Source organism: Pseudomonas sp. MH10, assembly GCF_034353045.1.
GTDB lineage: Bacteria > Pseudomonadota > Gammaproteobacteria > Pseudomonadales > Pseudomonadaceae > Aquipseudomonas.
In genome coordinates this window covers 2,674,182-2,695,896 of sequence record NZ_CP133783.1, presented here as the reverse complement: position 1 = coordinate 2,695,896, position 21,715 = coordinate 2,674,182, and the positions used below count along the sequence as shown (strand labels likewise).

The window sequence follows — 21,715 nt, the reverse complement described above, 5'->3', positions numbered from 1 at the left end:
AGTCTGTGTATTAAAAAAATTCCTGAAACGTTATGCAAATAGGGTGTTTCTGATGAAGCGACTGTTTTGTTTGGCTGCGATTGCGGCCGCATTAATGGGGCAAAGTGTTATTGCTCAAGCCGCGGGTCTTGAATTGTCAGTCGGAGAGACGGGGGAGTCGACGCAGACATACCGACTGGGCGTGCAGTTTGATTGGGACAAAAGCTGGTTCCAGTCCGACGTCGGGCGCCTGACGGGGTATTGGAACGGTGCTTATACCTACTGGACCGGGGACAAGACTTCGGGTAATAACAGCCTGTCGTTCTCGCCGGTATTTGTTTATGAGTTCGGTTCGGCAAGCATTAAACCGTATCTGGAAGCCGGTATTGGCGTGGCGGTTTTCTCCAGTACCCGCATAGAAGATCAGAAGCTGAGTACCGCGTTTTTGTTCGAAGACCGCGTCGGGTTTGGTTTGCGTTTCGCCGGTGGCAATGAAGTGGGCATTCGCGCGACACATTATTCCAACGGCGGTATCAAAGAGCCGAACGGCGGTGTAGAAAGTTACGCGCTGCACTACACGGTGCCGTTCTAGGTTTGAACGATGGCGGGAAATAACCCCACCCCTGCACAGAATTGGCTCTACAGGGGTGGGAGGCAGGTCGAAATACTTACCGATACGCTGTGGCTATTCCGCGGCGTTCGTTCAGGCAATCATCGGCCCCGGCCTCGAATTCGCGGCAAATCAGTGGGCGCTTTTCGTAGATGGTGCACAGCATGGTGTTGCGATCCAGGGCTGCGCACCAACCGTCATCCAGGCGCAACATGACCTCGCCACCCCAATCGTCGTTATCGATGTAACGGTCAGGCACACCAGTGTCGGTGATCAGCATCACTTCCAGTTGGCAGCAGCAAGCCGCACAGGTCGAGCACGTGATGGCCGGTTCTGTTGGGATTTGAGTCAGTGGGATGTTAGTGGTTGTCATAGGCGCGCAGTGTATGCCGTTGCGCAGCACTCGTGTGACCGCCGCGACAAAACACCTCCTCTATAGTCAGACTCGATGCTTACAGATTTTTGCCAACTTCTGCAAAAGCGGAAACAACACCGCCCAGATAACCCCCAGCAACAACATGCTTGGCCAAAGCCCCAGCGGCAGTTCAACGCCGGCCATCTGTGAGCCGGCGTAATACGACATCGGCCCGCCGATAGCGCCTAGGACACTGGCGCGCCACCAAGGTTTGGCGGTCCAATTCAGGCAGTGGTTGAGTGTGATTGCCAAAACAGCCCATAGCACCATCAGCCAGGGGGGAATCAACGGCCCGTCAGTGGCAAAACTGAATACACCGGCTTTCAGCAGCAGGCTGTCGATTAATGTGCCGATCAGCGCCACGCCGAGTATCAACGGACCTTCCGCCCGCCACGAACTTATCCACAGCAGATGCACCGCCAGCGCGCCCCCTGCCAGCAACAGCCAAAGACTGTCTGCGCCCAGTACGCAGGCAAACCAACCGATTTGGAACAGCAGCGCGTTGGCTAAGCGTTTAGGCATCGAAGCGGCCCAGCAGTGGTTGCGGCATGGCGTTGGGCTTGGCTAGCAGCAATTGCGCAGTGCCGATGGTGCGTTCGAGAAAGCCGCCTTCGCAGTAGCACAGGTAAAACTCCCACAGCCGCAGGAAATAATCGTCGTAACCCAGTTCCATCAAATAGCCGTGGGCATGACGAAAGTTCTCGTGCCACATCCGCAGCGTCCGCGCGTAATGCAAGCCGAAGTCTTCCATGTGCATCAGGTTCATGTCGGTGTCGCGACCCACCACCTCCAGCATCCGCTGTACAGAGGGCAGGGCGCCGCCCGGAAAGATATAGCGTTGGATAAAGTCGACGGTTTTTTTTGCTTGTTCGTAACGTTGCTCGCGAATCGTGATGGCTTGGATCAGCATTAATCCGTTGCTCTTGAGCAGTTGCGCGCACTGTTTGAAATAGGTCGGTAAAAACTGGTGACCGACGGCCTCGATCATTTCGATGGACACCAGCTTGTCGTATTCACCCGTGAGGTCGCGGTAATCCTCCAGCAGCAGCGTCACTCGATCTTGCAGCCCGAGCTCCAGGAGGCGTCTTTCGGTGTGGGCGAATTGTTCTTTTGACAGCGTGGTGGTGGTCACCCGGCAACCGTAGTGCTGCGCAGCGTAAATCGCCATGCTGCCCCAGCCCGTGCCAATTTCCAGTAAATGATCCGACGGTTTGAGCGCGAGCTTCTGGCAGATCCGCTCCAGCTTGTTCAACTGGGCCTGCTCCAGGGTGTCATCGGCGCTAAGGAACTGCGCGGCGGAGTACATCATGGTCGGGTCGAGAAACTGCTCGAACAGCTCGTTGCCAAGATCGTAGTGCGCCGCGATGTTTTTTTGCGAGCCTTTGCGGGTGTTGCGATTAAGCCAATGCAAACCGTGAATGAACGGTCGACTCAGTTTGGCCAGGCCTCCTTCCATTGCATCGAGCACTTCCAGGTTGCTGACTAACACGCGAATGACGGCGGTCAGGTCCGGAGTCGTCCAATAGCCATGGATAAACGCTTCCCCCGCACCAATCGAGCCGTTGCTGGCGACCATGCCCCAGGTGGCGGGATCAACCACCGTGATTTGCCCTTGCAGCAGCGCACCGACTGCGCCGAAGACGTAGCGATCATTGCCTTCAGTGACCACTAATTGCCCGCGTTGCAGCCGTGCAAGTTGACGCAAGACGCCGCGCCGGAGGAGGCTCGCCGTCAGGCTGTTGGTGCTGAAATTAGCCGTTATGCTGCTACTTTTCATGGCGAGGATCCTTGGGTTGCGCGGCGGCAATACGAAAGGCAGCGTCAGCAGCCTGATGGGAAAAAATCGGCATTCGTTTTATGAGCAAACGTAACGCTTGCCAATAAATCGCCAGACAGGTCTTGGCCGTCATCCAAGGGAATTCGAGCAAATAACGGTGCAGGCTGGCGCGGTTCAGGGCTCGGCGTTGCAGGTTGAGCGTCGCGTCGAACACCTTGAGTTCGCCTTGCCAGTCAGCCATGTGCACACCCAGTTTTTCAGCCGGGGGGCTGAAGCTCATGCGGTACTCCAGATCCCGAGGCAGAAACGGCGAAACGTGAAACGCCTTGGCCACTGCGAAGTGCTGATGCCCATCGCCGTCGGCGGGTAACACGTAGTGGTAATGCTCGCCCCACGGGGTATTGGTGACTTCGCACACAATGGCTGCCAGTTGCCCGTCGCCCTCATGGCAGTAAAAAAAACTCACCGGGTTGAACGACAGGCCCCAACTGCGGGCTTGGGTTAACAGACAGATTTTACCCAGCGGGGTATGGCCTAACGCTGCGCCCACCAGCTCGCGCACAGCGTCGATCAGCGGCACGCCGCGCCCGGTGTAGGTCTTCAAATAATCAGTTTGTCGAAATGAAAACGGCGCAAATCGGCTGCTACCGGCCAACGGCGACAGCGCGAGTACTCCGTCTTGTTCTGCCAGGTCCAGATACAACAGGCCAATCCGGTACCGAAAGTCATGGGCTTTTGGCGAGAACCGCCGATGAGCGATCCAGCCACTGTAAAGGGCGCTGTTCACAGCAGTTCCCCAAATGCCTGAGCCACCCGCAAGCCACTGACAACGCCGTCTTCATGAAAACCGTTGGCCCAATAAGCGCCGCAATAATAGGTGTGCTGCGCGCCAAACAGTTCTTCCCAACGTGCTTGAGCCGCGACGGCCGTCAGGCTGTATTGCGGATGGGAATAGCGGTAGCGGGCGAGGATTTTGCTCGGGTCGATGGCCGCCGTCTGGTTCAGACTGACGCAAAAGCGGGTGTCGGACTTCAGCCCTTGCAGGATGTTCATGTCGTAGGTCACGGCCGCCAAATGCTGTTCTTCACCGCCGAGGCGATAGTTCCAACTGGCCCAGGCCAAGGGACGTTTCGGCAATAACTGGATGTCGGTATGCAGCACCACATCGTTGTCGGCATAGAGCAGGGCGCCCAGGATTTCCTGCTCGACTGCTCTCGGTTTCGCCAGCATCTGCAAGGCTTGGTCGCTGTGACAGGCAAACACGACTTTATCGAAGCGCTCACTGCCAGCTGCGCTGTGAATCACTACACCTTGCTCATCGCGCTCGACCCGATGCACAGGGCAGTTCAGGCGGATTTTGTCTCGGAACGACGCGATCAACGGTTCGATATAGCGGCTGGAGCCGCCTTCGACCACACACCATTGCGGCCGATGGTTCACCGAGAGCAAGCCGTGGTTTTTGAAGAAACGCACAAAGAACTGTAGGGGGAAGCTCAGCATGTCCGCGAGGGACATCGACCAGATCGCCGCGCCCATGGGCACGATGTAGTGCTCGGTAAACCGTTGGCCGTAGCCGCCGCTTTTCAGGTAAGCGCCCAAGGTGGTGTCGGCGGCGATGCGCTGCATGTGGAGGTCATTCAGCGCCTCGCGATTGAAGCGCAAGATGTCGCGCAACATCAGCCAAAACGAGGGTGAGCAAAGGTTGCTGCGCTGGGCGAACAAGCTGTTCAGCGAATTACCGTTGTACTCGACGCCGGAGCGTGGGTCGCAGACCGAGAAGCTCATCTCTGTTGCTTTGAAAGGGACGCCCAACGTGCTCAGCAATCGAATGAAATTAGGGTAAGTCCAGTCGTTGAAGACGATAAAACCGGTATCGATGGCATGCTGCGCGCCGTCTACGGTGACGTCCACTGTGTGCGTGTGACCACCCACCCAATCAGCGGCTTCAAATACACTGATGTCGTTGCGCCGGTTGAGCAGATACGCGGCGGTCAACCCGGAGATGCCACTACCAACGATTGCAATTTTCATGGGATGACCTTTTCCGTGCTCGGCGGGCGAACCATGCGTTTGCCGACCGCAAGTTGCAGACGTTTGGGCAGCATCGCCATCAGTCGCAGGCTCAGAATAAAGGCGGCAGGGAAGGCTATTTCCAACGGACGATTGGGGCGCTGCAAACGCTCGGCAATGTGCCGGGCGGCTTTGTCCACCGGCCAGCGCATCGGCATCGGAAAATCGTTGTTGGCCGTCAGCGGCGTGTCGACGAAACCAGGGCTGACAATGGTGACGTCAATGCCTTCATGGGCCAGGTCGATGCGCAACGCTTCGAACAGATAACGCAGACCGGCTTTAGAGGCGCCATAGGCTTCTGCTCGGGTCAGGGGCAAATAGGTCACCGAGCTGGCGACGGCCACCAAGTGCGGTTTTTTCCCCCGGCGCAGCAACGGCAATGCTGCCTGAACGCAATAACTGCTGGCGATTAGATTGGTCCGCACCACCCGCTCGATCATGGCCGCATCGAAGGTGTCGGTGTCGACGTATTCGCAGGTACCAGCATTCAAAATTGCGGTGTCCAGTGCACCCCAGACTTGAGCGATGCGCTCACCAATCTGTTTGATTTGCTCGCTGTCAGTGAGGTCGCCCGGTGCCAGCAGGACTTGCTGGGGGTAGCGTTGATCCAGCGTTTCCAGTGGCCCAAGGGAGCGTGCGGTCAACGCAAGGCGATGGCCGGCCTTGAGCAACTCTTCTGCCAGCGCCAGACCGATGCCACTGCTGGCGCCAGTCAGCCAAATTCTGCGACCGTTTGGATTGGGCGTCATGCAACTCTCCTCTTCAACCAGGATATGGCTCGGCCCATGATTGGCACGTGTTCGTAAAGCATGGCGCCCGCATCAAAGAAGTCGCGGTGCTGATAGACCTTGTCTTTCCATAACAAATGAGAGCAACCCTCGACGTGGATCAGGTGCCCAGCGTTTAGCCGTGGATGACGAAAGCTCATGGTCCAGCGCAGGTAACCTTTGCCTTCACGCACCTGATCGAATGCGTAAAACTCGAAGCGCAGTTGGCTGACGTTGCCGTACAGCTCGTCGAAGTAGCGCCGAACGTTACCAAGGCCAGTGACTTCGTGCAGTGGGTCGGTAAACACCACGTCATCGGTGTAAAGCTCGCCGAGTTGGTCCAGCGAATGCTTGTCCAGCGCAGCAAAGCTCTGAGCGAAGCGGCGTAGGTAATCACTCATGGAATGTTCCCCCTGGCTGACGGTGGGGTAGGTTTTTGAAGGCGGCCAGCGCTCGTCGGCGACTGAGGGCCAAGTCCACGATGGGCTTGGGGTAGCTGGCGAGGCCAAACAGGCCGCCCGTAGCGGACGGGTTGTGAACTTCTTTTTTGTTGAGATCAGCTAACTCGGGCAGCCACTGCTTGAGAAATAGTCCCTCGCCGTCGAATCGTTCCGACTGACTGAGCGGGTTGAAAATCCGAAAGTACGGCGCGGAGTCGGTACCGGTCGACGAGCTCCACTGCCAGCCGCCGTTGTTGGCTGCCAAGTCGCCGTCGATCAGGTGCTGCATGAAAAACCGTTCGCCCAAGCGCCAGTCGATCAATAAGTTTTTGGTCAAAAACATCGCAACGACCATCCGCAGACGGTTATGCATCCAGCCGGTATCGAGCAGTTGGCGCATGGCGGCGTCGATGATTGGCAGGCCGGTGCGCGCCTCTTGCCAGGCCGCTAAGTCCGCAGGCGCGTGACGCCATTGCACTGAATCGGTCTCGGGGCGAAACGCGCAGTGCCGCGAAACCCGTGGGTAGCCGACCAGAATATGTTTGTAAAACTCCCGCCACAGTAGCTCGTTGATCCAGGTAACTGCACCAGGGCTGCCGGTGTCGAATTCGCCATGATTGCTTCGCAGTGCCGCATGCAGGCATTGGCGAGGTGAAATGACGCCTGCTGCGAGGTAAGCCGACAATTGGCTGGTGCCGGGTTTTGCCGGAAAGTCGCGTTCGCTTTCGTAATAATTGATCTGTTGGTCGGTGAAAGCTTCTAGCCGGCGGCGCGCTTCTTCTTCGCCTGCGGGCCACAACTCGCGCACCGTTTTAGTCGGCGGCGTGAAACCATTCACGGTAGACGGCACCGGGTCGCTGGAAATGGGCAGGCCCGCTTGAGCTGTCGGGCGCTGAACCAACGGCGGAATGGACAGGTTCAGGCGTGCATAACAGACTTTGCGGAATTGGCTAAAAACCTGGAAATAATTACCCGACTTGGTCAGCACGCTTCCGGGTTTGAAGAACAGTTGATCCAGATAGTTGTGAAAATGAACGCCCGCATCTTGCAGGGTTTCGCCAACGGCCCGGTCACGGGTCATCTCGTTAACGCCGTATTCGTCGTTGAGGTGCAGCGCTTTCACGTTGTGTTGGTTGCACAGCTTAAGCAGCACGCCCGGCGCTTGATCCCAGGTGTCCGCGTGGCGGATCAACAGTGGGACGTTTATTTCCCCTAGCGCATGACTCAGTTGCGACAGATTGCGCAGCCAGAAATCGACCTTGGAGGCCGCATCATCATGGGCGAGCCATTGTTCGGCGCTGATCAGGTAGACAGCCATGGTCGGGCCGCGCTCCATCGCAGCGCTCAATGCGGTGTTGTCATGTAGGCGCAGGTCGCTGCGCAGCCAAACCAGTTGCATAGTCACTCCTTAAATAAGCCCGAGTTCGTGCAGCGCGGTTTGGGCGGCAAGGGGATCTTCGGCAAGCGTCAGTCCGTGGATCTCAGTGATAGATACGGACAGCTCGGTGGAATGGATGCATACCGTTGGTCCGGCAATCAGCTTGGGGCAGGCAATGTTGGCCAAGAGTTTGGGCAGCAAGCTCACGCTCAATGCTTTACTGGAATACAGCAGCAGTCCCCTGGCTTGCAGGTATTCCACCGCCAACGCCAGCTCACCAATGGGCAGCGGCCAATCAAACACTTCTACCGGGCAGTCGCTGCTACTGACCAACCAGGCGGTCAGCCACAGATGCGGTTCCAGGGGTAAGTCCGACTGATTGACCAACAACACAGGCGCGCCCTGCAGTTGGCGATTGTTGTAGTAGATCCGTGCGCCGAGCTTGCTGCGCAGCCAGGAATAGAAAAACACCCGCTCCAGTTGTGCGCCGAACTGGCCTTGCCAGCGGCGCTCCAGCTCCGCCAGCAAGGGCAATAGAAGCTGTTCACACAGGGTGCGTGGCGGGTACAGCGCCATTGCCTGATTGAAGGTTTCATCGACTTTGCGTTCAGCCAGCTGGCTGATGGCAAGCAGCAATGATTGACGCAGATTGTCCCAATCGTTCGCCGGGTCATTGGTGATGGGTTGCGGCGCATCAATCAGTTGCTTGACCTGACTGACTGACACCCCACGATTGAGCCAAGTGAGAATCAACAAAATCCGTTGTACGTGCTCGGCGCAATACAGACGATGACCCTTTGGCGTGCGTTGTGGCACCACCAACCCGTAGCGCCGTTCCCACGCCCGCAGGGTAACGGCGTTGACCCCGGTTTGCCGGGCGACTTCGCGAATGGGCAGCCAGCCTTGTTTCAAGGCCAAAAGGTAATCGGCGCGCATCGAGTCAGGCTGGGCGTCGAGCGCCTCGTCAGTGAGTTTTTTCATGGGTTAGATCGCATTGCGCAAACCGAGATTTTCCGGATGCGGTTGGAGGTAAACCTGCTGTGCCAAGTAGGCGTCCGGGTGCTGGCGCAAGTGATGTTTGAGCAGGGTGAGCGGCACCACTAAGGGCACCACACCACGTCGGTACTGACTGATCAGGCGCTGCATCTCTTCACGGTCGTCCTGACTCATGGTCTTTTTGAAATAACCATTGAGGTGTTGCAGGACATTGGTGTGGGTGCCTCGTGTGGCGCATTTTTTAAGGGCGGCCATCAATTCGCTGAAATAAAGCGGGGCGATATCCTGGGGGTCGGTTTTCGCCATGGAACCGAGCATTTTCCCGAGTACCCGGTACTGCGCCGGGTTGTTGGCCATGAGCTGGTATTTGTAGCGCGAGTGGAATTCGGTCAGCCCGCGACGGCTTAATCCGCTGCTCAGCAGGGCTTGCCAGTCCGCGTAAGCAAATACCCGAGTGACGAAGTTTTCTCGTAATACGGGGTCATTCAGTCGGCCATCTTCCTCAACCGGCAGGTTCGGCTGAAGTGCGCAAAACGCTCGGGCGTAGATGCCACGGCCGCGAGGACTCGGGAGGCCGTTGTCCTGATAAACCTTGACCCGTTCGAGGCCGCAAGACGGTGACTTCTGCATAAAGATGTAGCCGCAAATATCGTTCATTTGCGTGGCCATGTGTACGCCGTAGTCAGCCAGCGCCTGGGTTACGTTTAACTCACTGTGGACGCTGCCAATCGCTTGGGGTGCCTCTGGATCACCGATCAGTCGAATGGCTTCTCGGGGAATGCCCATGCCGATGGCGACTTCAGGGCATGCGGGCACGAAATCAAAATATTCATTCAGCGTTTCGGTGCACAGGTGGGATTCCTTGTGCCCGCCGTTAAAGCGCACTTCGACTCCCATCAAGCAAGCGCTGATGCCGATTTTTGGTTTGCTGACGGCGGTAATACTGGACATGACAAACCTCTGATCTTGCGTTGTACAGGTATAAGTTTCTGTACAACTTTAAAGCATCATAGGTTCGGTGCTGTACAAGTCAATTAATTTGTACAATATTTGTCACGGATTCAGAGCGGGGCTGGATGGGTAAGGGTTTTAGGGTGAGTCGCAGTGGGGATGATGCGATGGACTACTTCCAGCCCATGCGCCAGGTGTCGGCGTTTTGCAGGCTGAGCCAAGGTAAGCGCTCGGTGCGCCGAGTGAGAACCGCCTGCAATTCAATCTCCAGCACGGTGCCTTCTTCGTCGCAGAACAGTTCGGTCACCATAAAGTGTTTTTCACGATTGAGTGGATGGGCTGCTGTCCATTTCGACAGCAGCAACTTGCGAGGATTAACGTGGTTCATTCCAAGTGCTCAAGCAGGCGGCGAGCAGCTTCTTGGCCGCTAAGCCAAGCACCTTCAACGCGGCCAGACAGGCACCAGTCGCCACACACATAAACGCCTAAATCCGAATCGGACAAGGAGCCCCATTCATGGGCCCCGGCCGGCCGTGCATAGAGCCAGCGGTGGGCAAGGGTGAACGCGGGGGCAGGCATGGCACAACCGACCAACTCAGCGAAAGCGCCGTGCAGTTGTTCGATGACTGCTTCCTTGGGCAGGTCCAAATGCTGCTTGCTCCAAGCACTGGTGGCATGCAGAACCCACGTGTCGAGGGTGCTTGAACGTCCCGGTTTACTTCGGTTTCGGGCCAGCCAGTCAAGGGGGCTGTCTTGCACGAAGCAGCCTTCCATTGGTGTTTGCAGGGGGGTATCGAAGGCCAGCGCTACCGCCCAAGTCGGTTCCATCTGAACGCCAGCAGCGACGCTGGCGAGCTTCGGTGCGGCGGCGAGCAGAGTCGTTGCTTGCGGGGCGGGCAAGGCAATCACGACATGGCTGAAGGGACCATGGGTGACGCCGTCAGCATCCTGCAAACTCCAATGGTGTTTGCCGCGATACACCTCGGTGATCCGGCAGGAGAAGGTCACAGGAAGATCGCCGCGCATAGCGCGAGTGATTGCACTCATGCGGGGGCTACCCACCCAGCGCGTCTGTTCATCCGGCGAGGGGCTGAGCTTGCCTGAGTGGTAGTTATAGAGCTGAGGCGTCCATACCACGACGTGGCCGTTGGCTTGCCATTGCTGCACGACTTCAACGAAGCGCCGATCACGGGCAGTAAAGTATTGAGCGCCCAAATCCAGAGCACCCGCATCGCTGCGTTTACTCGACATTCGGCCGCCACTGCCGTGGCTTTTATCGAAAAGATGGACGGGATGCCCTGCGCTGTGGAGCGCCTGGGCAGCTGAGAGTCCGGCGATGCCGGTACCGATGATTGCGATGGGTACAGTCATAGGGGCCTCGTTACCTTGTTTGTACAGACTACGCCGTAGTTAAAACCTGTACAATCTTGTTTTTCGGTATAACTTGCTGGCTCGTGCTAATGATGCCGCTCGCTTGTTTGAGTCTGGCCCTTGATCAGGATTACTCAACTACCCGTACGTGTTGCGTGCGGCTAGGAAAAAGGTCGATGAGGGCCGCTATGACCTATGGTTGAGTCAGGGCGCAAGAGCCATCGCCATCGGGCATCCCACTGCGGCACGAAGGTGGAGGGCGGTAATCAATAGACTAACGATTTGCGATGAACGCCACGCGAGGAGCACGTCATGCACATATTGCTGACCGGCGGTACTGGTCTGATAGGACGTCAACTGTGCAAAAACTGGCAGGCACAGGGTCATCAGCTCACGGTTTGGAGCCGCAGGCCCGAAGAGGTTCGTAGGCTGTGCGGCGATTCTGTAAGGGGTATCACCACGCTGGATGAAGTGGATGCCGGCCCTGTCGATGCTGTTATCAATCTGGCAGGCGCACCTATCGCAGACAGGCCTTGGACGCGCAAGCGCAAAGCACTGCTATGGGAAAGTCGTATCGGCCTGACTGAGCACTTGTTGGCGTGGCTAGAGCGTCGTGAGCAGAAACCGTCGGTGCTGATCTCCGGGTCCGCCGTAGGCTGGTATGGCGACGGCGGAGAGCGTGAACTGAACGAAGAAACCGTGCCGGTCGCCTTGGATTTCGCCAGTCGTCTATGCGATGCGTGGGAGGAAACTGCACAACGCGCTGAGGCATTGGGAATACGTGTCGTCATCGTGCGTACGGGTTTGGTCCTGGCGGATGATGGCGGTTTTTTGCAGCGTCTTTTATTGCCCTTCAAACTGGGTCTCGGCGGGCCAATTGGCAGCGGTCGACAATGGATGCCGTGGATTCATCTTCAGGATCAAATCGCCCTGATTGATTTTCTGTTGAATCGAACCGAAGCCCAAGGTCCTTATAATGCCTGCGCGCCTTACCCCGTGCGCAATCGCGAGTTTGCTAAAACGCTGGGCACTGTTCTGCACCGTCCTGCGTTCATGCCATTGCCGACGTTGGTGTTGAGGGCGCTGTTAGGTGAGATGTCCGTGTTGTTACTAGGCGGTCAGCGTGCGTATCCGGCTCGACTGCAAGAAGCAGGTTTTACCTTTCGATTTACCGATTTGAACGCGGCCCTGAATGATGTGCTTGGCCGCCACTGACAAAGGATGTTGCATGACCGATCACGCGCTGTTACTGGTCAACCTAGGTTCACCGGCTTCGACCAAGGTGGCGGATGTCCGAAGCTACCTGAATCAGTTTCTGATGGACCCCTATGTTATTGACGTACCGTGGCCGGTTCGGCGCTTGCTGGTATCGCTGATCCTGGTCAAACGTCCCGAGCAGTCGGCCCACGCTTACGCCTCGATCTGGTGGGATGAGGGTTCGCCGCTGGTGGTGCTGAGTCAGCGTTTGCAGAAAGCGATGGTCAAGGAATGGACTCAGGGCCCGGTCGAGCTGGCAATGCGCTACGGCGAGCCGTCTATCGAGACGGTGCTGACCCGTTTGTCTGCCCAAGGGATTGAGAAAGTGACCCTCGCTCCGCTATATCCGCAATTTGCCGACAGCACCGTGACCACGGTAATTGAGGAAGCGAAACGTGCGGTGAAGGCTAAATCGTTGAATATCCAGTTTTCGCTGTTGCAGCCTTTTTACGATCAGGCTGAATACCTTGATGCATTGGTAGAAAACGCTCGGCCACAGCTTGAGCAGGCACACGACCATTTATTGCTGAGCTTTCACGGCTTGCCCGAACGACATCTTCACAAGCTAGACCCCACGGGTAGCCACTGCTTCAAAGGCGCTGATTGTTGCCAGACGGCTTCTGCGCAAGTGATAGCGACCTGTTATCGCGCTCAGTGCCTGCGCACGGCGGCTTTATTTGCTGAGCGCCTGGGTTTGGCCGACGGCACTTGGTCGGTGTCTTTCCAGTCACGGTTGGGGCGCGCTAAATGGATCGAGCCTTACACCGAAGCGCGCCTTGCCGAGCTGGCGAAGAACGGCGCGAAAAAAATTCTGGTGATGTGCCCGGCGTTTGTCGCCGATTGCATCGAGACGCTGGAGGAAATCGGCGACCGGGGCAAAGAGCAATTTCGCGAAGCGGGAGGGGAGGAGTTGGTGTTGATTCCATGCCTGAACGACGACCCGAATTGGGCTGCCGCGCTGAAGACCTTGTGTGAGCGAGCACCGCTGATGTTGTAGTTTTCTATGCCGCTTCGCCAACTTGTTGGCTCCTTGAGAGACGGGACGGCGCCGGGTTGAATGTGAAATCCATTCCCGAATAAACTCGGTCCCACACGGATTCGTGAGCGCTTTCCATAGTGTGGGAGCAGGCTTGCCTGCGAAGAGGCCGGTAATCGCGCCGCTGATGTCGACCTGATACCCGGTGCGCTTGCAATGACGCTTTCGTTGGCAAGCCCCACAGACGTCTGTGCAACGCCGAAATCTGTGGGACCGAATTCATTCGGGAAGGCGACGGGTCAGGCGCAGACGATGTTGAATGTGAAGTCCAATCCCGAATAAATTCGGTCCCACACGGATTCGTGAGCGCTTTCCATAGTGTGGGAGCAGGCTTGCCTGCGAAGAGGCCGGTAATCGCGTCGCTGATGTCGACCTGAAACCCTGGGGCGCTTGCAATGACGCTTTCGTTGGCAAGCCAACTCCCACAGACGTCTGTGCCGCGCCGAAATCTGTGGGACCGAATTCATTCGGGAGGGCGACGGGTCAGACGCAGACGATGTTGAATGTGAAGTCCAATCCCGAATAAATTCGGTTCCACACGGATTCGTGGGCGCTTCCCAGACGTCTGTGCAACGCCGAAATCTGTGGGACCGAATTCATTCGGGAAGGCGACGGGTCAGACGCAGGCGATGTTGAATGTGAAGTCCAATCCCGAATAAATTCGGTCCCACCGGATTCGTGAGCGCTTTCCATAGTGTGGGAGCAGGCTTGCCTGCGAAGAGGCCGGTAATCGCGTCGCTGATGTCGACCTGATGCCCGGTGCGCTTGCAATGACGCTTTCGTTGGCAGGCCAACTCCCACAGACGTCTGTGCAACGCCGAAATCTGTGGGACCGAATTCATTCGGGAAGGCGACGGGTCAGACGCAGACGATGTTGAATGTGAAGTCCAATCCCGAATAAATTCGGTCCCACCGGATTCGTGAGCGCTTTCCATAGTGTGGGAGCAGGCTTGCCTGCGAAGAGGCCGGTAATCGCGTCGCTGATGTCGACCTGATGCCCGGTGCGCTTGCATTGACGCCTTCGTTGGCGAGCCAACTCCCACAGACGTCTGTGCAACGCCGAAATCTGTGGGACCGAATTCATTCGGGAAGGCGACGGGTCAGACGCAGGCGATGTTGAATGTGAAGTCCAATCCCGAATAAATTCGGTCCCACCGGATTCGTGAGCGCTTTCCATAGTGTGGGAGCAGGCTTGCCTGCGAAGAGGCCGGTAATCGCGTCGCTGATGTCGACCTGATGCCCGGTGCGCTTGCAATGACGCTTTCGTTGGCAGGCCAACTCCCACAGACGTCTGTGCAACGCCGAAATCTGTGGGACCGAATTCATTCGGGAAGGCGACGGGTCAGACGCAGACGATGTTGAATGTGAAGTCCAATCCCGAATAAATTCGGTCCCACCGGATTCGTGAGCGCTTTCCATAGTGTGGGAGCAGGCTTGCCTGCGAAGAGGCCGGTAATCGCGTCGCTGATGTCGACCTGAAACCTGGGGCGCTTGCAATGACGCTTTCGTTGGCAAGCCCCACAGACGTCTGTGCATCGCCGAAATCTGTGGGACCGAATTCATTCGGGAAGGCGACGGGTCAGACGCAGACGATGTTGAATGTGAAGTCCAATCCCGAATAAATTCGGTCCGGCGGGGTTGGTGCGACCTTGGCGCCAATCTCTGTAGAGACTCTTGTTGGCGAGGCCCTCCAGAAGAGCACTCGCCATCGCGCTCTACAGCATCTCTTCCAGCTTTTTCTTGTGCTTCCAGCTGTCATTCCCTGGCAGCAACAGGTTCAAGCCAATCGCCACGACTGCGCATAGCGCAATGCCCTTGAGACCGAAGTCATTAGGGCCAGTGCCGGTGCCGATCAGCACGCCACCAATCCCGAAGACCAACGTCACCGACACAATCACCAGGTTGCGTGCCTCGGCGAGGTCGACTTTATGACGGATTAGCGTGTTCATCCCCACCGCAGCAATCGAGCCGAACAACAGGCACAAAATCCCGCCCATGACTGGAATCGGGATGCTTTGCAGCAGCGCGCCGAACTTGCCAATGAACGCCAGGCTGATGGCGAATATCGCCGCCCACGTCATGATTTTCGGGTTGTAGTTTTTGGTCAGCATCACCGCGCCAGTTACTTCGGCGTAGGTGGTGTTCGGCGGTCCACCAAACAGGCCCGCCACAGTGGTGGCTATCCCATCACCCAGCAAGGTGCGATGCAGCCCTGGCTTTTTCAAATAATCTCGACCGGTCACGCTGCCCACTGCAATCACGCCGCCGATGTGTTCAATGGCGGGCGCCAACGCGACTGGGACGATGAATAAAATCGCCTGCCAGTTGAATTCAGGGGCCGTGAATTTCGGCAGGGCCAGCCAAGGCGCATCGGCGATTTTTACGACATCGACCACGCCGAAATAAAACGCCAGGGCGAAACCGACCAGCACACCGGAAATAATCGGCACCAGACGGAAAATCCCGCGACCAAACACCGCGACGATCACCGTTGTCAGCAGCGCTGGCATCGAGATCCACATGGCGATGTGGTACGGAATCAACTCCGCACCGTCTCCGCCCTTGCCCATGGCCATGTTGGCGGCAATCGGCGCCATGGCGAGACCGATAGAGATGATCACCGGCCCAATGACCACCGGCGGCAGCAAGCGGTCAATGAAACCCGTGCCTTTGATCTTCACCGCAAGGCCGAGAAAGGTATAAACAAACCCCGCCGCCATGATCCCGCCCATGGTCGCCGCCAGACCGAACTGACCCTTAGCGAGAATGATCGGCGTAATAAACGCGAAACTCGAGGCCAGGAATACCGGCACCTGACGCCCCGTTACCACCTGAAAACACAAGGTGCCAAGCCCAGCGGTGAACAGTGCAACGTTTGGGTCGAGGCCGGTAATCAATGGCATCAAGACCAAGGCGCCAAAGGCCACGAAAAGCATCTGCGCGCCGGACAATACGGTGCGCCAGAGTGGATCGTTGAATTCATCCGGCTTCATTAGCCTTCCTTCTGCTTGGTGCCGAATATCTTGTCGCCGGCATCGCCCAAGCCCGGAATGATGTAGCCGTGTTCGTTCAAACGCTCGTCGATGGAGGCGGTGTAGATCATTACGTCGGGGTGAGCCTTCTCCACGGCGGCAATGCCTTCCGGCGCTGCAACCAGCACCATGGCGCGGATTTCCTTGCAACCCGCCCGCTTCAGCAGGTCAATAGCCGCAACCATTGAGTTGCCGGTCGCAAGCATTGGATCAATGATCATCGCCAACCGCTCATTGATCTCAGGAACCAGTTTTTCCAGGTAGGTGTGGGCTTGCAGTGTCGCTTCATTGCGAGCCAAGCCAACTGCGCTGACCTTGGCGCCGGGGATCAGGCTGAGCACGCCGTCGAGCATGCCGATACCTGCGCGCAAAATAGGGACAACAGTGATCTTTTTGCCAGCGATTTTTTCGACTTGCACCGTGCCCGCCCAGCCTTGGATTTCGTAGCTTTCCAAGGGCAGATCGGCGGTCGCTTCATAGGTCAGCAGCGCACCGACTTCCTGAGCCAGTTCACGAAAATTCTTGGTGCTGATGTCAGCACGGCGCATCAGGCCGAGCTTGTGGCGGATCAGCGGATGGCGGATCTCACGGATAGGCATAAGGAAAGACTCCGACGGGGGGCAAAAAAACGGCCTAGATTAATCTATTCAACTGTTACTGTCCGAAACGTTAGTCCAGAAATGCTTGCTCTGACCGAAGCGGATGCGTACCTTTGCCCGCTTTTCTTCCACCGCACCCAATGGAGAGCGCCATGTCTGCTGATCTCGACCATATCCGTCAAATCATGCGCGAAGCTGATTGCCTATACACCGAAGCTGAAGTCGAAGCGGCCATCGCTCGTCTTGGCGCCGAGATCAATGCCACGCTGGCCGACACCAACCCTGTGGTGTTTTGCGTCATGAATGGTGGCCTGATCTTCACCGGAAAACTACTGACGCACCTCAACTTCCCGTTGGAAGCGTCCTACTTGCACGCCACCCGCTATCGCAACGAAACCACCGGCGGCGACCTGTTCTGGAAAGCTAAACCGGAAGTCTCCTTTATCGACCGCGACGTGTTGATCATTGATGACATCCTCGACGAAGGTCATACCCTCGGCGCGATCATCGATTTCTGCAAACATGCTGGCGCTCGCGCGGTACACACCGCCGTGCTGATCGACAAAGACCACGACCGCAAAGCTCGACCTGACCTCAAGGCCGACTTCGTAGGCTTGCCGTGCATTGATCGCTATATTTTCGGTTACGGCATGGATTACAAAGGCTACTGGCGCAACGCTGCCGGCATTTATGCGGTTAAAGGGATGTAAACCTGACCGCATGCTAGAGTGCCCGCCAGTTTTCGGGGACTCTCACATGACGTTGTTGATCCACACTGCCGCCGCGCTGCTCCTGCTGTCGAGCTTGCCGTTGGCGGCGGCGCCGAGCCAGAGCGGCGCTAAATCGATACCGATGCACGCTCAGTATTTGCCGCCCGACGATCAAACCCTGCGTGAAGGCAACCCCACGCAGCAGCAGTTATTGCAAATCACCGAATACTCGGTGGTCATTGGCAGCCAACGCGAATCCACGCAGCAACCGATACCGGTGACATCACCTGTGTTACTGCGCCTGAAAGGTCGGTCGATGAACAAAGGCGCAACGGTGTTTGAGGTTCTGCTGCATTTCGATGGCGAAAGCAAAAGCCTGAAAAAGCCCACCTTCGACGACCAAAGCCATACGTTATCGCTGTATTACCCCATGACTGACTACCGGGCCGTGATCGATTTGCTGCGCAACGAGAAGGTGTACTGCCAGTTTCTGAGTTACGCCAACGGGCATGTCTGGGCCGATTTACACACCACCGAGCTACATGCGCGTTGAGCGCCGAGGTGGGCGAGGGTTAAACTGCCCGCCCGTGAACTATCCGCGAATCAGTTGGAGTCAGCAGCAATGCGTAAAGATAAAAGGCAGGTGATTGGCGATGAGATCGGCGATGAACAAATCAAATTGTTCCTCGATTTCGAACCGGTCGATGCCACCTCGCCCTCGCTGCACAAACTGATCAAGGCCTACCGTGGCCTGCGGATTAACGATTTTGAGCGGTTTCTGGTGTTTTTCCTTGCGGCGGGTCTAGACCTTGATGGCAAAGATGAACACGGTCAGGATTTCGTGGCGTTGGTCAAAGATCAACGTAACGCCGAGGAATACATTGAGCTGATTGAGCAGGCTCGCGGCTGATACTGTTGTTTAGCCCATAAAAAACGCCCCTCAGGGCGTTTTTTTATGGCGGATACGATCAAGCGAAGCTTTCGGTCTCGTTGCTGATCTCAACCAATTCCAAACTCTCGTTGCTCTGGTCGTTGATGCGCTGATAAAGCTGCGCGTCAGTTTCCAGCGCCGTTTCACGTGCTGGGAAAATTTCCTTCAGCTTGGCAGCCCATTCACCGTGAGCTTTGTCCGGGAAGCAGCGGTCAATCAGATCCAGCATGATTGACACGGTGACCGAGGCGCCTGGAGAGGCGCCGAGGAGGGCGGCCAGTGAACCGTCTTTGGACGATACCAACTCAGTGCCGAATTGCAGCACGCCGCCTTTTTTCGCGTCTTTCTTGATGATCTGAACCCGTTGACCGGCGACTTCGAGGCGCCAGTCTTCGGCCTTGGCTTGCGGGTAGAAGCGGCGCAACGACTCAAGACGTTGTTCCATCGACTGCATCACTTCGCTGACCAAGTATTTGGTCAGGTCCATGTTGTCACGAGCGACGGCCAGCATCGGGCCAATGTTGGCGGCGCGAACCGACAACGGCAGGTCCATGAATGACCCGTGCTTCAGAAATTTGGTGGTGAAACCCGCGTACGGTCCAAACAACAACGAGGTCTGACCGTCGACGACGCGGGTGTCCAGGTGCGGAACCGACATCGGCGGCGAGCCCACGGCGGCCTGGCTGTACACCTTGGCTTGGTGGTGTTTGACCACTTCCGGATTGTCGCAACGCAGCCATTGGCCGCTAACCGGGAACCCACCGAAACCTTTGCTTTCTTCGACGCCGGACATTTGCAGCAGCGGCAATGCCGCACCGCCTGCGCCAAGGAACACGAATTTGGCCTCGACTTCACGGGTATTGCCGGTGTTGACGTCCTTGATGCTGACGCTCCAGCCCTGGCCTTTGCGGGCCAGACCGGTGACGCGCTTGCAGTATTTGACCTGCACATCCGGGGTGCTGGACAAGTGCTTGAGCAACTGGTTAGTCAAAGCGCCGAAATTGACGTCGGTACCGTTCATGACGCGGGTGGCCGCAATGGGCTCATCGGCCGGACGGCCTGGCATCATCAGCGGCATCCACTCCGCCAGTTTGGCCTTGTCTTCGGTGTATTCCATGGCTGAGAACGCATGATGCGTGTGCATCGCTTCAAAACGAGCCTTGAGGAACGACACGCCGCTGTCGCCCTGGACGAAACTCAGGTGCGGCACTGGGCTGATAAACGACTTGGAGGAGCCGAAGGTGCTTTTCTTGGTCATGTATGACCAGAACTGCTTCGAGACCTCAAACTGGGTATTGATGTGCACAGCTTTTTTGATGGAAATGGAGCCATCGGCTGCTTGCGGCGTGTAATTAAGCTCACACAGACCCGCGTGGCCGGTACCGGCGTTGTTCCACGGATTGGAACTCTCCGCAGCACCGGAATCCATCAGCTCAACGACTTCCAGCGTGAGGCTGGGGTCGAGCTCTTTAAGCAGCACCGCCAGGGTGGCACTCATGATGCCCGCCCCAACCAGTACCACATCGACTGTTTCGTTATGCGCCATTAACGCGTCTCCAAAATCTGCAGCACCAAATTGACGGCATACGATCCCGAGGTCAGCTGCCGGTCGTTGCCGGGGCGTGAATCCGAGAGTGCCCCAAGTAACTTATGGCCAGGATCGCCATGTCCGATTCTTCGCAATTTTTTGCATCTCAGCGGACGCCACCATTCGGGCTTTGAGTCCATATGAACTCACTTTCAGGCTCGACTGGCAATTCGACTATCGTCAAGGCATCCGTTTGTGCAACCAAATCCGTAGTGGACAGGCTTCAGGCTCCGGTCAGGGAGACTGCGCAGCAGCGGTCGGCCCCGTTTAGCAGGGCTGGATCAGACGTTAACGGTGCATGTAAAAACGCAGAACTATTCATTTGCTCGCCACACTCTTATGAAGTAGTGAAAACCCGTTTTTTTCACGCTCTTTTGGAGACGTGAACCTCAAAAAAGAACCGACGTTACGGTAGGTTCTGGCAGGCCTAATACTAAACAGAAGTGACACTGACGGGCGAGAAGCTTCGAAGCGATTCGAGCGGTTCGACACCGGATCAGCGAGCACGAATGCTGGCAAATGACCTGTGTGGGCGGCTCTCTGTGGGCGGTGCGGGGGAGCTAATACAGAGCATTAGCGATGCTGCGAGGCCCGATCAGGAGACGTCCTTATAATCGGGGCAAGATTATAGCGATGAAACGGCAGGAATTGATCTTATTAACTGACTTTAATTAGCCGCTGGGTCAGTTAGCCATCGCGGGGTGACGACTGAAATGTGTTTCGGGCTTCGCGGTGCGGGCGTTGTCGGGCAATGGGTGGTTCAGCCAGCTTGGGCACACCTCATAGACTTCCACCCACCCGGCAGTCTTAGGTGGTGTGGCGCAATGGCGAAAAACCTGACACATCCCGGAGGCGTCCAGATACACGAAATGACGATGGGTGTGGCGCAAGGCAAACAGAGACCAGAGAAAATTCATGGCAGTGCTCCTGTTGAGTGCTAGCCCAGAGCGTGCCTGATGCAAGTGACAGCTGCATGACACCTACGGTTTTGCAGCTCAAAGAGCGTTTTGACAGGACATATCCGCAGGAACTGATACAGGTGGTGTCAGGTCTGATTTTCAGCTAGTGAGCCGGCTGTCGGCACCGCTATACTGCCCGCCATTTATTGTTTTTGGCCTCTGGAGAGATGAGTATGTTGCATCGCCTGTTGTTCGGTTTACTTGCTGTAAGCAGTTTGACGTTGGTCGGCTGTGCCAACAGCCCGCAACAACTTAGCCCGCAACCTAAACTCACGAGCCAACTCGCTGCGGTAGGTCATGGCCAACCGGTAGTGGTTCGTGTCGTGGATGGTCGCGCATCGCCCACCTTGGGCACTCGCGGTGGCCTATACCCGGAAACCAGCGCGGTCAGCGTCCAGCCAAATGACATCCTGCCTAAATTGCAGCAGCAAGCCGAAGCTGCCGTGCGTTTGCTTGGCTACACCCCGAGTGGAAATAGCGGCAACGTACCTCAGTTGACCGTGACCCTCGCAGACCTGAAGTATCAATCGCCTAAAGAAGGCCTGTACGTGACTGAAGCAACGATCTCCGCGACCTTTCGCGCTGATGTCGTTAATAACGGGAAAAGCTACAACGGTCGCTACGCCGCGTCGCTGGACCAGCGCTTCGGCATGGCACCTAATCAGGAAACCAACACCAAATTGGTCAGCGACGTGTTGAGCGACGCCCTGACACGATTGTTCCAGGACCCGACGGTCGGGCAGATGCTGGGTCAGTAATCGTCTCTGTAGATACCAACTTGTTGGCGAAGCCTTCGGCTCCTACAGAATCTGCGTATCGCCAGAGTCTGTGGGACCGAATTTATTCGGG

At 56.8% G+C, this 21,715-nt stretch carries 23 protein-coding genes; 7 read left to right on the top strand and 16 right to left on the bottom strand.

Annotation, left to right across the window (positions count from 1 at the left end; translation table 11 throughout):
- Positions 1-52 precede the first annotated feature (52 nt).
- Positions 53-571, top strand: a complete 519-nt coding sequence (locus tag RHM59_RS12035; RefSeq protein ID WP_322286623.1) for an acyloxyacyl hydrolase — start codon at positions 53-55, stop codon at positions 569-571.
- Between the two features lie 76 nt (positions 572-647).
- On the opposite strand, the gene RHM59_RS12030 is transcribed toward RHM59_RS12035, so the two are convergent.
- From RHM59_RS12030 to RHM59_RS11975, 12 genes are all read right to left on the bottom strand, one after another.
- Positions 648-962 (bottom strand): YkgJ family cysteine cluster protein, encoded by a 315-nt coding sequence (locus tag RHM59_RS12030; protein ID WP_322167732.1) that lies wholly within the window; start codon positions 960-962, stop codon positions 648-650.
- A gap of 66 nt (positions 963-1,028) precedes the next feature.
- Positions 1,029-1,526 (bottom strand): DUF2878 domain-containing protein, encoded by a 498-nt coding sequence (locus RHM59_RS12025; protein ID WP_322286622.1) that lies wholly within the window; start codon positions 1,524-1,526, stop codon positions 1,029-1,031.
- Positions 1,519-2,781: a cyclopropane-fatty-acyl-phospholipid synthase family protein gene (locus RHM59_RS12020; RefSeq protein ID WP_322286621.1), complete on the bottom strand. Its 1,263-nt coding sequence runs from the start codon at positions 2,779-2,781 to the stop codon at positions 1,519-1,521. Before RHM59_RS12020 ends, RHM59_RS12025 begins: the two co-directional genes overlap by 8 nt.
- Positions 2,771-3,568, bottom strand: a complete 798-nt coding sequence (locus tag RHM59_RS12015) for a DUF1365 domain-containing protein (RefSeq protein WP_322167735.1) — start codon at positions 3,566-3,568, stop codon at positions 2,771-2,773. The genes RHM59_RS12020 and RHM59_RS12015 overlap by 11 nt, the downstream gene beginning before the upstream one ends.
- Positions 3,565-4,812 carry an NAD(P)/FAD-dependent oxidoreductase gene (locus RHM59_RS12010; protein ID WP_322286620.1) on the bottom strand — a complete coding sequence of 416 codons (1,248 nt, stop codon included), beginning with the start codon at positions 4,810-4,812 and terminating at the stop codon, positions 3,565-3,567. The genes RHM59_RS12015 and RHM59_RS12010 overlap by 4 nt, the downstream gene beginning before the upstream one ends.
- The gene (locus tag RHM59_RS12005) at positions 4,809-5,600 is read right to left on the bottom strand and encodes an SDR family NAD(P)-dependent oxidoreductase (RefSeq protein ID WP_322286619.1); all 792 of its coding nucleotides are present in this window, start codon (positions 5,598-5,600) and stop codon (positions 4,809-4,811) included. Before RHM59_RS12005 ends, RHM59_RS12010 begins: the two co-directional genes overlap by 4 nt.
- Positions 5,597-6,019: a nuclear transport factor 2 family protein gene (locus RHM59_RS12000; RefSeq protein WP_322167738.1), complete on the bottom strand. Its 423-nt coding sequence runs from the start codon at positions 6,017-6,019 to the stop codon at positions 5,597-5,599. Before RHM59_RS12000 ends, RHM59_RS12005 begins: the two co-directional genes overlap by 4 nt.
- The gene (gene phrB, locus RHM59_RS11995; RefSeq protein WP_322286618.1) at positions 6,012-7,457 is read right to left on the bottom strand and encodes a deoxyribodipyrimidine photo-lyase; all 1,446 of its coding nucleotides are present in this window, start codon (positions 7,455-7,457) and stop codon (positions 6,012-6,014) included. Before phrB ends, RHM59_RS12000 begins: the two co-directional genes overlap by 8 nt.
- A gap of 9 nt (positions 7,458-7,466) precedes the next feature.
- Positions 7,467-8,417 carry a MerR family transcriptional regulator gene (locus tag RHM59_RS11990; RefSeq protein WP_416194755.1) on the bottom strand — a complete coding sequence of 317 codons (951 nt, stop codon included), beginning with the start codon at positions 8,415-8,417 and terminating at the stop codon, positions 7,467-7,469.
- 3 nt (positions 8,418-8,420) lie between these two features.
- Positions 8,421-9,374, bottom strand: a complete 954-nt coding sequence (locus RHM59_RS11985) for a DUF523 and DUF1722 domain-containing protein (protein ID WP_322170740.1) — start codon at positions 9,372-9,374, stop codon at positions 8,421-8,423.
- Between the two features lie 181 nt (positions 9,375-9,555).
- Complete coding sequence (locus RHM59_RS11980; protein WP_322167740.1) at positions 9,556-9,771, bottom strand: TIGR02450 family Trp-rich protein; 216 nt, start codon at positions 9,769-9,771, stop codon at positions 9,556-9,558.
- Positions 9,768-10,754 (bottom strand): NAD(P)/FAD-dependent oxidoreductase, encoded by a 987-nt coding sequence (locus RHM59_RS11975; RefSeq protein ID WP_322167741.1) that lies wholly within the window; start codon positions 10,752-10,754, stop codon positions 9,768-9,770. The genes RHM59_RS11980 and RHM59_RS11975 overlap by 4 nt, the downstream gene beginning before the upstream one ends.
- 312 nt (positions 10,755-11,066) lie before the next feature.
- Between RHM59_RS11975 and RHM59_RS11970 the strand changes: the two genes are divergently transcribed.
- Together RHM59_RS11970 and hemH are read left to right on the top strand one after the other, a co-directional pair.
- Positions 11,067-11,969: a TIGR01777 family oxidoreductase gene (locus RHM59_RS11970; RefSeq protein WP_322286617.1), complete on the top strand. Its 903-nt coding sequence runs from the start codon at positions 11,067-11,069 to the stop codon at positions 11,967-11,969.
- Between the two features lie 13 nt (positions 11,970-11,982).
- Positions 11,983-13,008, top strand: a complete 1,026-nt coding sequence (gene hemH / locus RHM59_RS11965) for a ferrochelatase (protein WP_322167743.1) — start codon at positions 11,983-11,985, stop codon at positions 13,006-13,008.
- A gap of 1,754 nt (positions 13,009-14,762) precedes the next feature.
- Here hemH and RHM59_RS11960 read toward each other — a convergent pair.
- Both RHM59_RS11960 and upp read right to left on the bottom strand, forming a co-directional pair.
- The gene (locus tag RHM59_RS11960; protein WP_322286616.1) at positions 14,763-16,040 is read right to left on the bottom strand and encodes a uracil-xanthine permease family protein; all 1,278 of its coding nucleotides are present in this window, start codon (positions 16,038-16,040) and stop codon (positions 14,763-14,765) included.
- Positions 16,040-16,678 (bottom strand): uracil phosphoribosyltransferase, encoded by a 639-nt coding sequence (gene upp, locus RHM59_RS11955; protein ID WP_322167745.1) that lies wholly within the window; start codon positions 16,676-16,678, stop codon positions 16,040-16,042. The genes RHM59_RS11960 and upp overlap by 1 nt, the downstream gene beginning before the upstream one ends.
- Positions 16,679-16,830: 152 nt before the next feature.
- On the opposite strand from upp, the gene RHM59_RS11950 reads away from it, so the two are divergent.
- The 3 genes from RHM59_RS11950 to RHM59_RS11940 all read left to right on the top strand — a co-directional run bounded on the left by RHM59_RS11950 (position 16,831) and on the right by RHM59_RS11940 (position 18,298).
- Positions 16,831-17,388, top strand: coding sequence for a hypoxanthine-guanine phosphoribosyltransferase (locus RHM59_RS11950; RefSeq protein WP_322167746.1), 558 nt, complete (start codon positions 16,831-16,833; stop codon positions 17,386-17,388).
- 46 nt (positions 17,389-17,434) lie between these two features.
- Positions 17,435-17,941 carry a hypothetical protein gene (locus tag RHM59_RS11945; RefSeq protein WP_322286615.1) on the top strand — a complete coding sequence of 169 codons (507 nt, stop codon included), beginning with the start codon at positions 17,435-17,437 and terminating at the stop codon, positions 17,939-17,941.
- 69 nt (positions 17,942-18,010) lie between these two features.
- Positions 18,011-18,298, top strand: a complete 288-nt coding sequence (locus tag RHM59_RS11940) for a PA4642 family protein (RefSeq protein WP_322167748.1) — start codon at positions 18,011-18,013, stop codon at positions 18,296-18,298.
- 58 nt (positions 18,299-18,356) lie between these two features.
- Here RHM59_RS11940 and mqo read toward each other — a convergent pair whose 3' ends face one another.
- On the bottom strand, positions 18,357-19,865 hold the full coding sequence (gene mqo / locus RHM59_RS11935) for a malate dehydrogenase (quinone) (RefSeq protein WP_322286614.1): 1,509 nt from the start codon (positions 19,863-19,865) through the stop codon (positions 18,357-18,359).
- Between the two features lie 725 nt (positions 19,866-20,590).
- A complete protein-coding gene (locus RHM59_RS11930; protein ID WP_322286613.1) occupies positions 20,591-20,824 on the bottom strand; it encodes a hypothetical protein in 234 nt (77 codons plus the stop codon).
- 215 nt (positions 20,825-21,039) lie between these two features.
- Here RHM59_RS11930 and RHM59_RS11925 point away from each other — a divergent pair, with 215 nt between their 5' ends.
- Positions 21,040-21,624 (top strand): YajG family lipoprotein, encoded by a 585-nt coding sequence (locus RHM59_RS11925; protein WP_322167751.1) that lies wholly within the window; start codon positions 21,040-21,042, stop codon positions 21,622-21,624.
- The last annotated feature ends 91 nt before the right edge of the window (positions 21,625-21,715 follow it).

Bases quoted from the DNA above. Each gene is read 5' to 3' on its own strand.
- RHM59_RS12035 (WP_322286623.1), top strand. From the start codon at position 53: ATGAAGCGACTGTTTTGTTTGGCTGCGATTGCGGCCGCATTAATGGGG.
- RHM59_RS12030 (WP_322167732.1), bottom strand. From the start codon at position 962: ATGACAACCACTAACATCCCACTGACTCAAATCCCAACAGAACCGGCC.
- RHM59_RS12025 (WP_322286622.1), bottom strand. From the start codon at position 1,526: ATGCCTAAACGCTTAGCCAACGCGCTGCTGTTCCAAATCGGTTGGTTT.
- RHM59_RS12020 (WP_322286621.1), bottom strand. From the start codon at position 2,781: ATGAAAAGTAGCAGCATAACGGCTAATTTCAGCACCAACAGCCTGACG.
- RHM59_RS12010 (WP_322286620.1), bottom strand. From the start codon at position 4,812: ATGAAAATTGCAATCGTTGGTAGTGGCATCTCCGGGTTGACCGCCGCG.
- RHM59_RS12005 (WP_322286619.1), bottom strand. From the start codon at position 5,600: ATGACGCCCAATCCAAACGGTCGCAGAATTTGGCTGACTGGCGCCAGC.
- RHM59_RS12000 (WP_322167738.1), bottom strand. From the start codon at position 6,019: ATGAGTGATTACCTACGCCGCTTCGCTCAGAGCTTTGCTGCGCTGGAC.
- phrB (WP_322286618.1), bottom strand. From the start codon at position 7,457: ATGCAACTGGTTTGGCTGCGCAGCGACCTGCGCCTACATGACAACACC.
- RHM59_RS11990 (WP_416194755.1), bottom strand. From the start codon at position 8,417: ATGAAAAAACTCACTGACGAGGCGCTCGACGCCCAGCCTGACTCGATG.
- RHM59_RS11980 (WP_322167740.1), bottom strand. From the start codon at position 9,771: ATGAACCACGTTAATCCTCGCAAGTTGCTGCTGTCGAAATGGACAGCA.
- RHM59_RS11975 (WP_322167741.1), bottom strand. From the start codon at position 10,754: ATGACTGTACCCATCGCAATCATCGGTACCGGCATCGCCGGACTCTCA.
- RHM59_RS11970 (WP_322286617.1), top strand. From the start codon at position 11,067: ATGCACATATTGCTGACCGGCGGTACTGGTCTGATAGGACGTCAACTG.
- hemH (WP_322167743.1), top strand. From the start codon at position 11,983: ATGACCGATCACGCGCTGTTACTGGTCAACCTAGGTTCACCGGCTTCG.
- RHM59_RS11960 (WP_322286616.1), bottom strand. From the start codon at position 16,040: ATGAAGCCGGATGAATTCAACGATCCACTCTGGCGCACCGTATTGTCC.
- upp (WP_322167745.1), bottom strand. From the start codon at position 16,678: ATGCCTATCCGTGAGATCCGCCATCCGCTGATCCGCCACAAGCTCGGC.
- RHM59_RS11950 (WP_322167746.1), top strand. From the start codon at position 16,831: ATGTCTGCTGATCTCGACCATATCCGTCAAATCATGCGCGAAGCTGAT.
- RHM59_RS11945 (WP_322286615.1), top strand. From the start codon at position 17,435: ATGACGTTGTTGATCCACACTGCCGCCGCGCTGCTCCTGCTGTCGAGC.
- RHM59_RS11940 (WP_322167748.1), top strand. From the start codon at position 18,011: ATGCGTAAAGATAAAAGGCAGGTGATTGGCGATGAGATCGGCGATGAA.
- mqo (WP_322286614.1), bottom strand. From the start codon at position 19,865: ATGGCGCATAACGAAACAGTCGATGTGGTACTGGTTGGGGCGGGCATC.
- RHM59_RS11930 (WP_322286613.1), bottom strand. From the start codon at position 20,824: ATGAATTTTCTCTGGTCTCTGTTTGCCTTGCGCCACACCCATCGTCAT.
- RHM59_RS11925 (WP_322167751.1), top strand. From the start codon at position 21,040: ATGTTGCATCGCCTGTTGTTCGGTTTACTTGCTGTAAGCAGTTTGACG.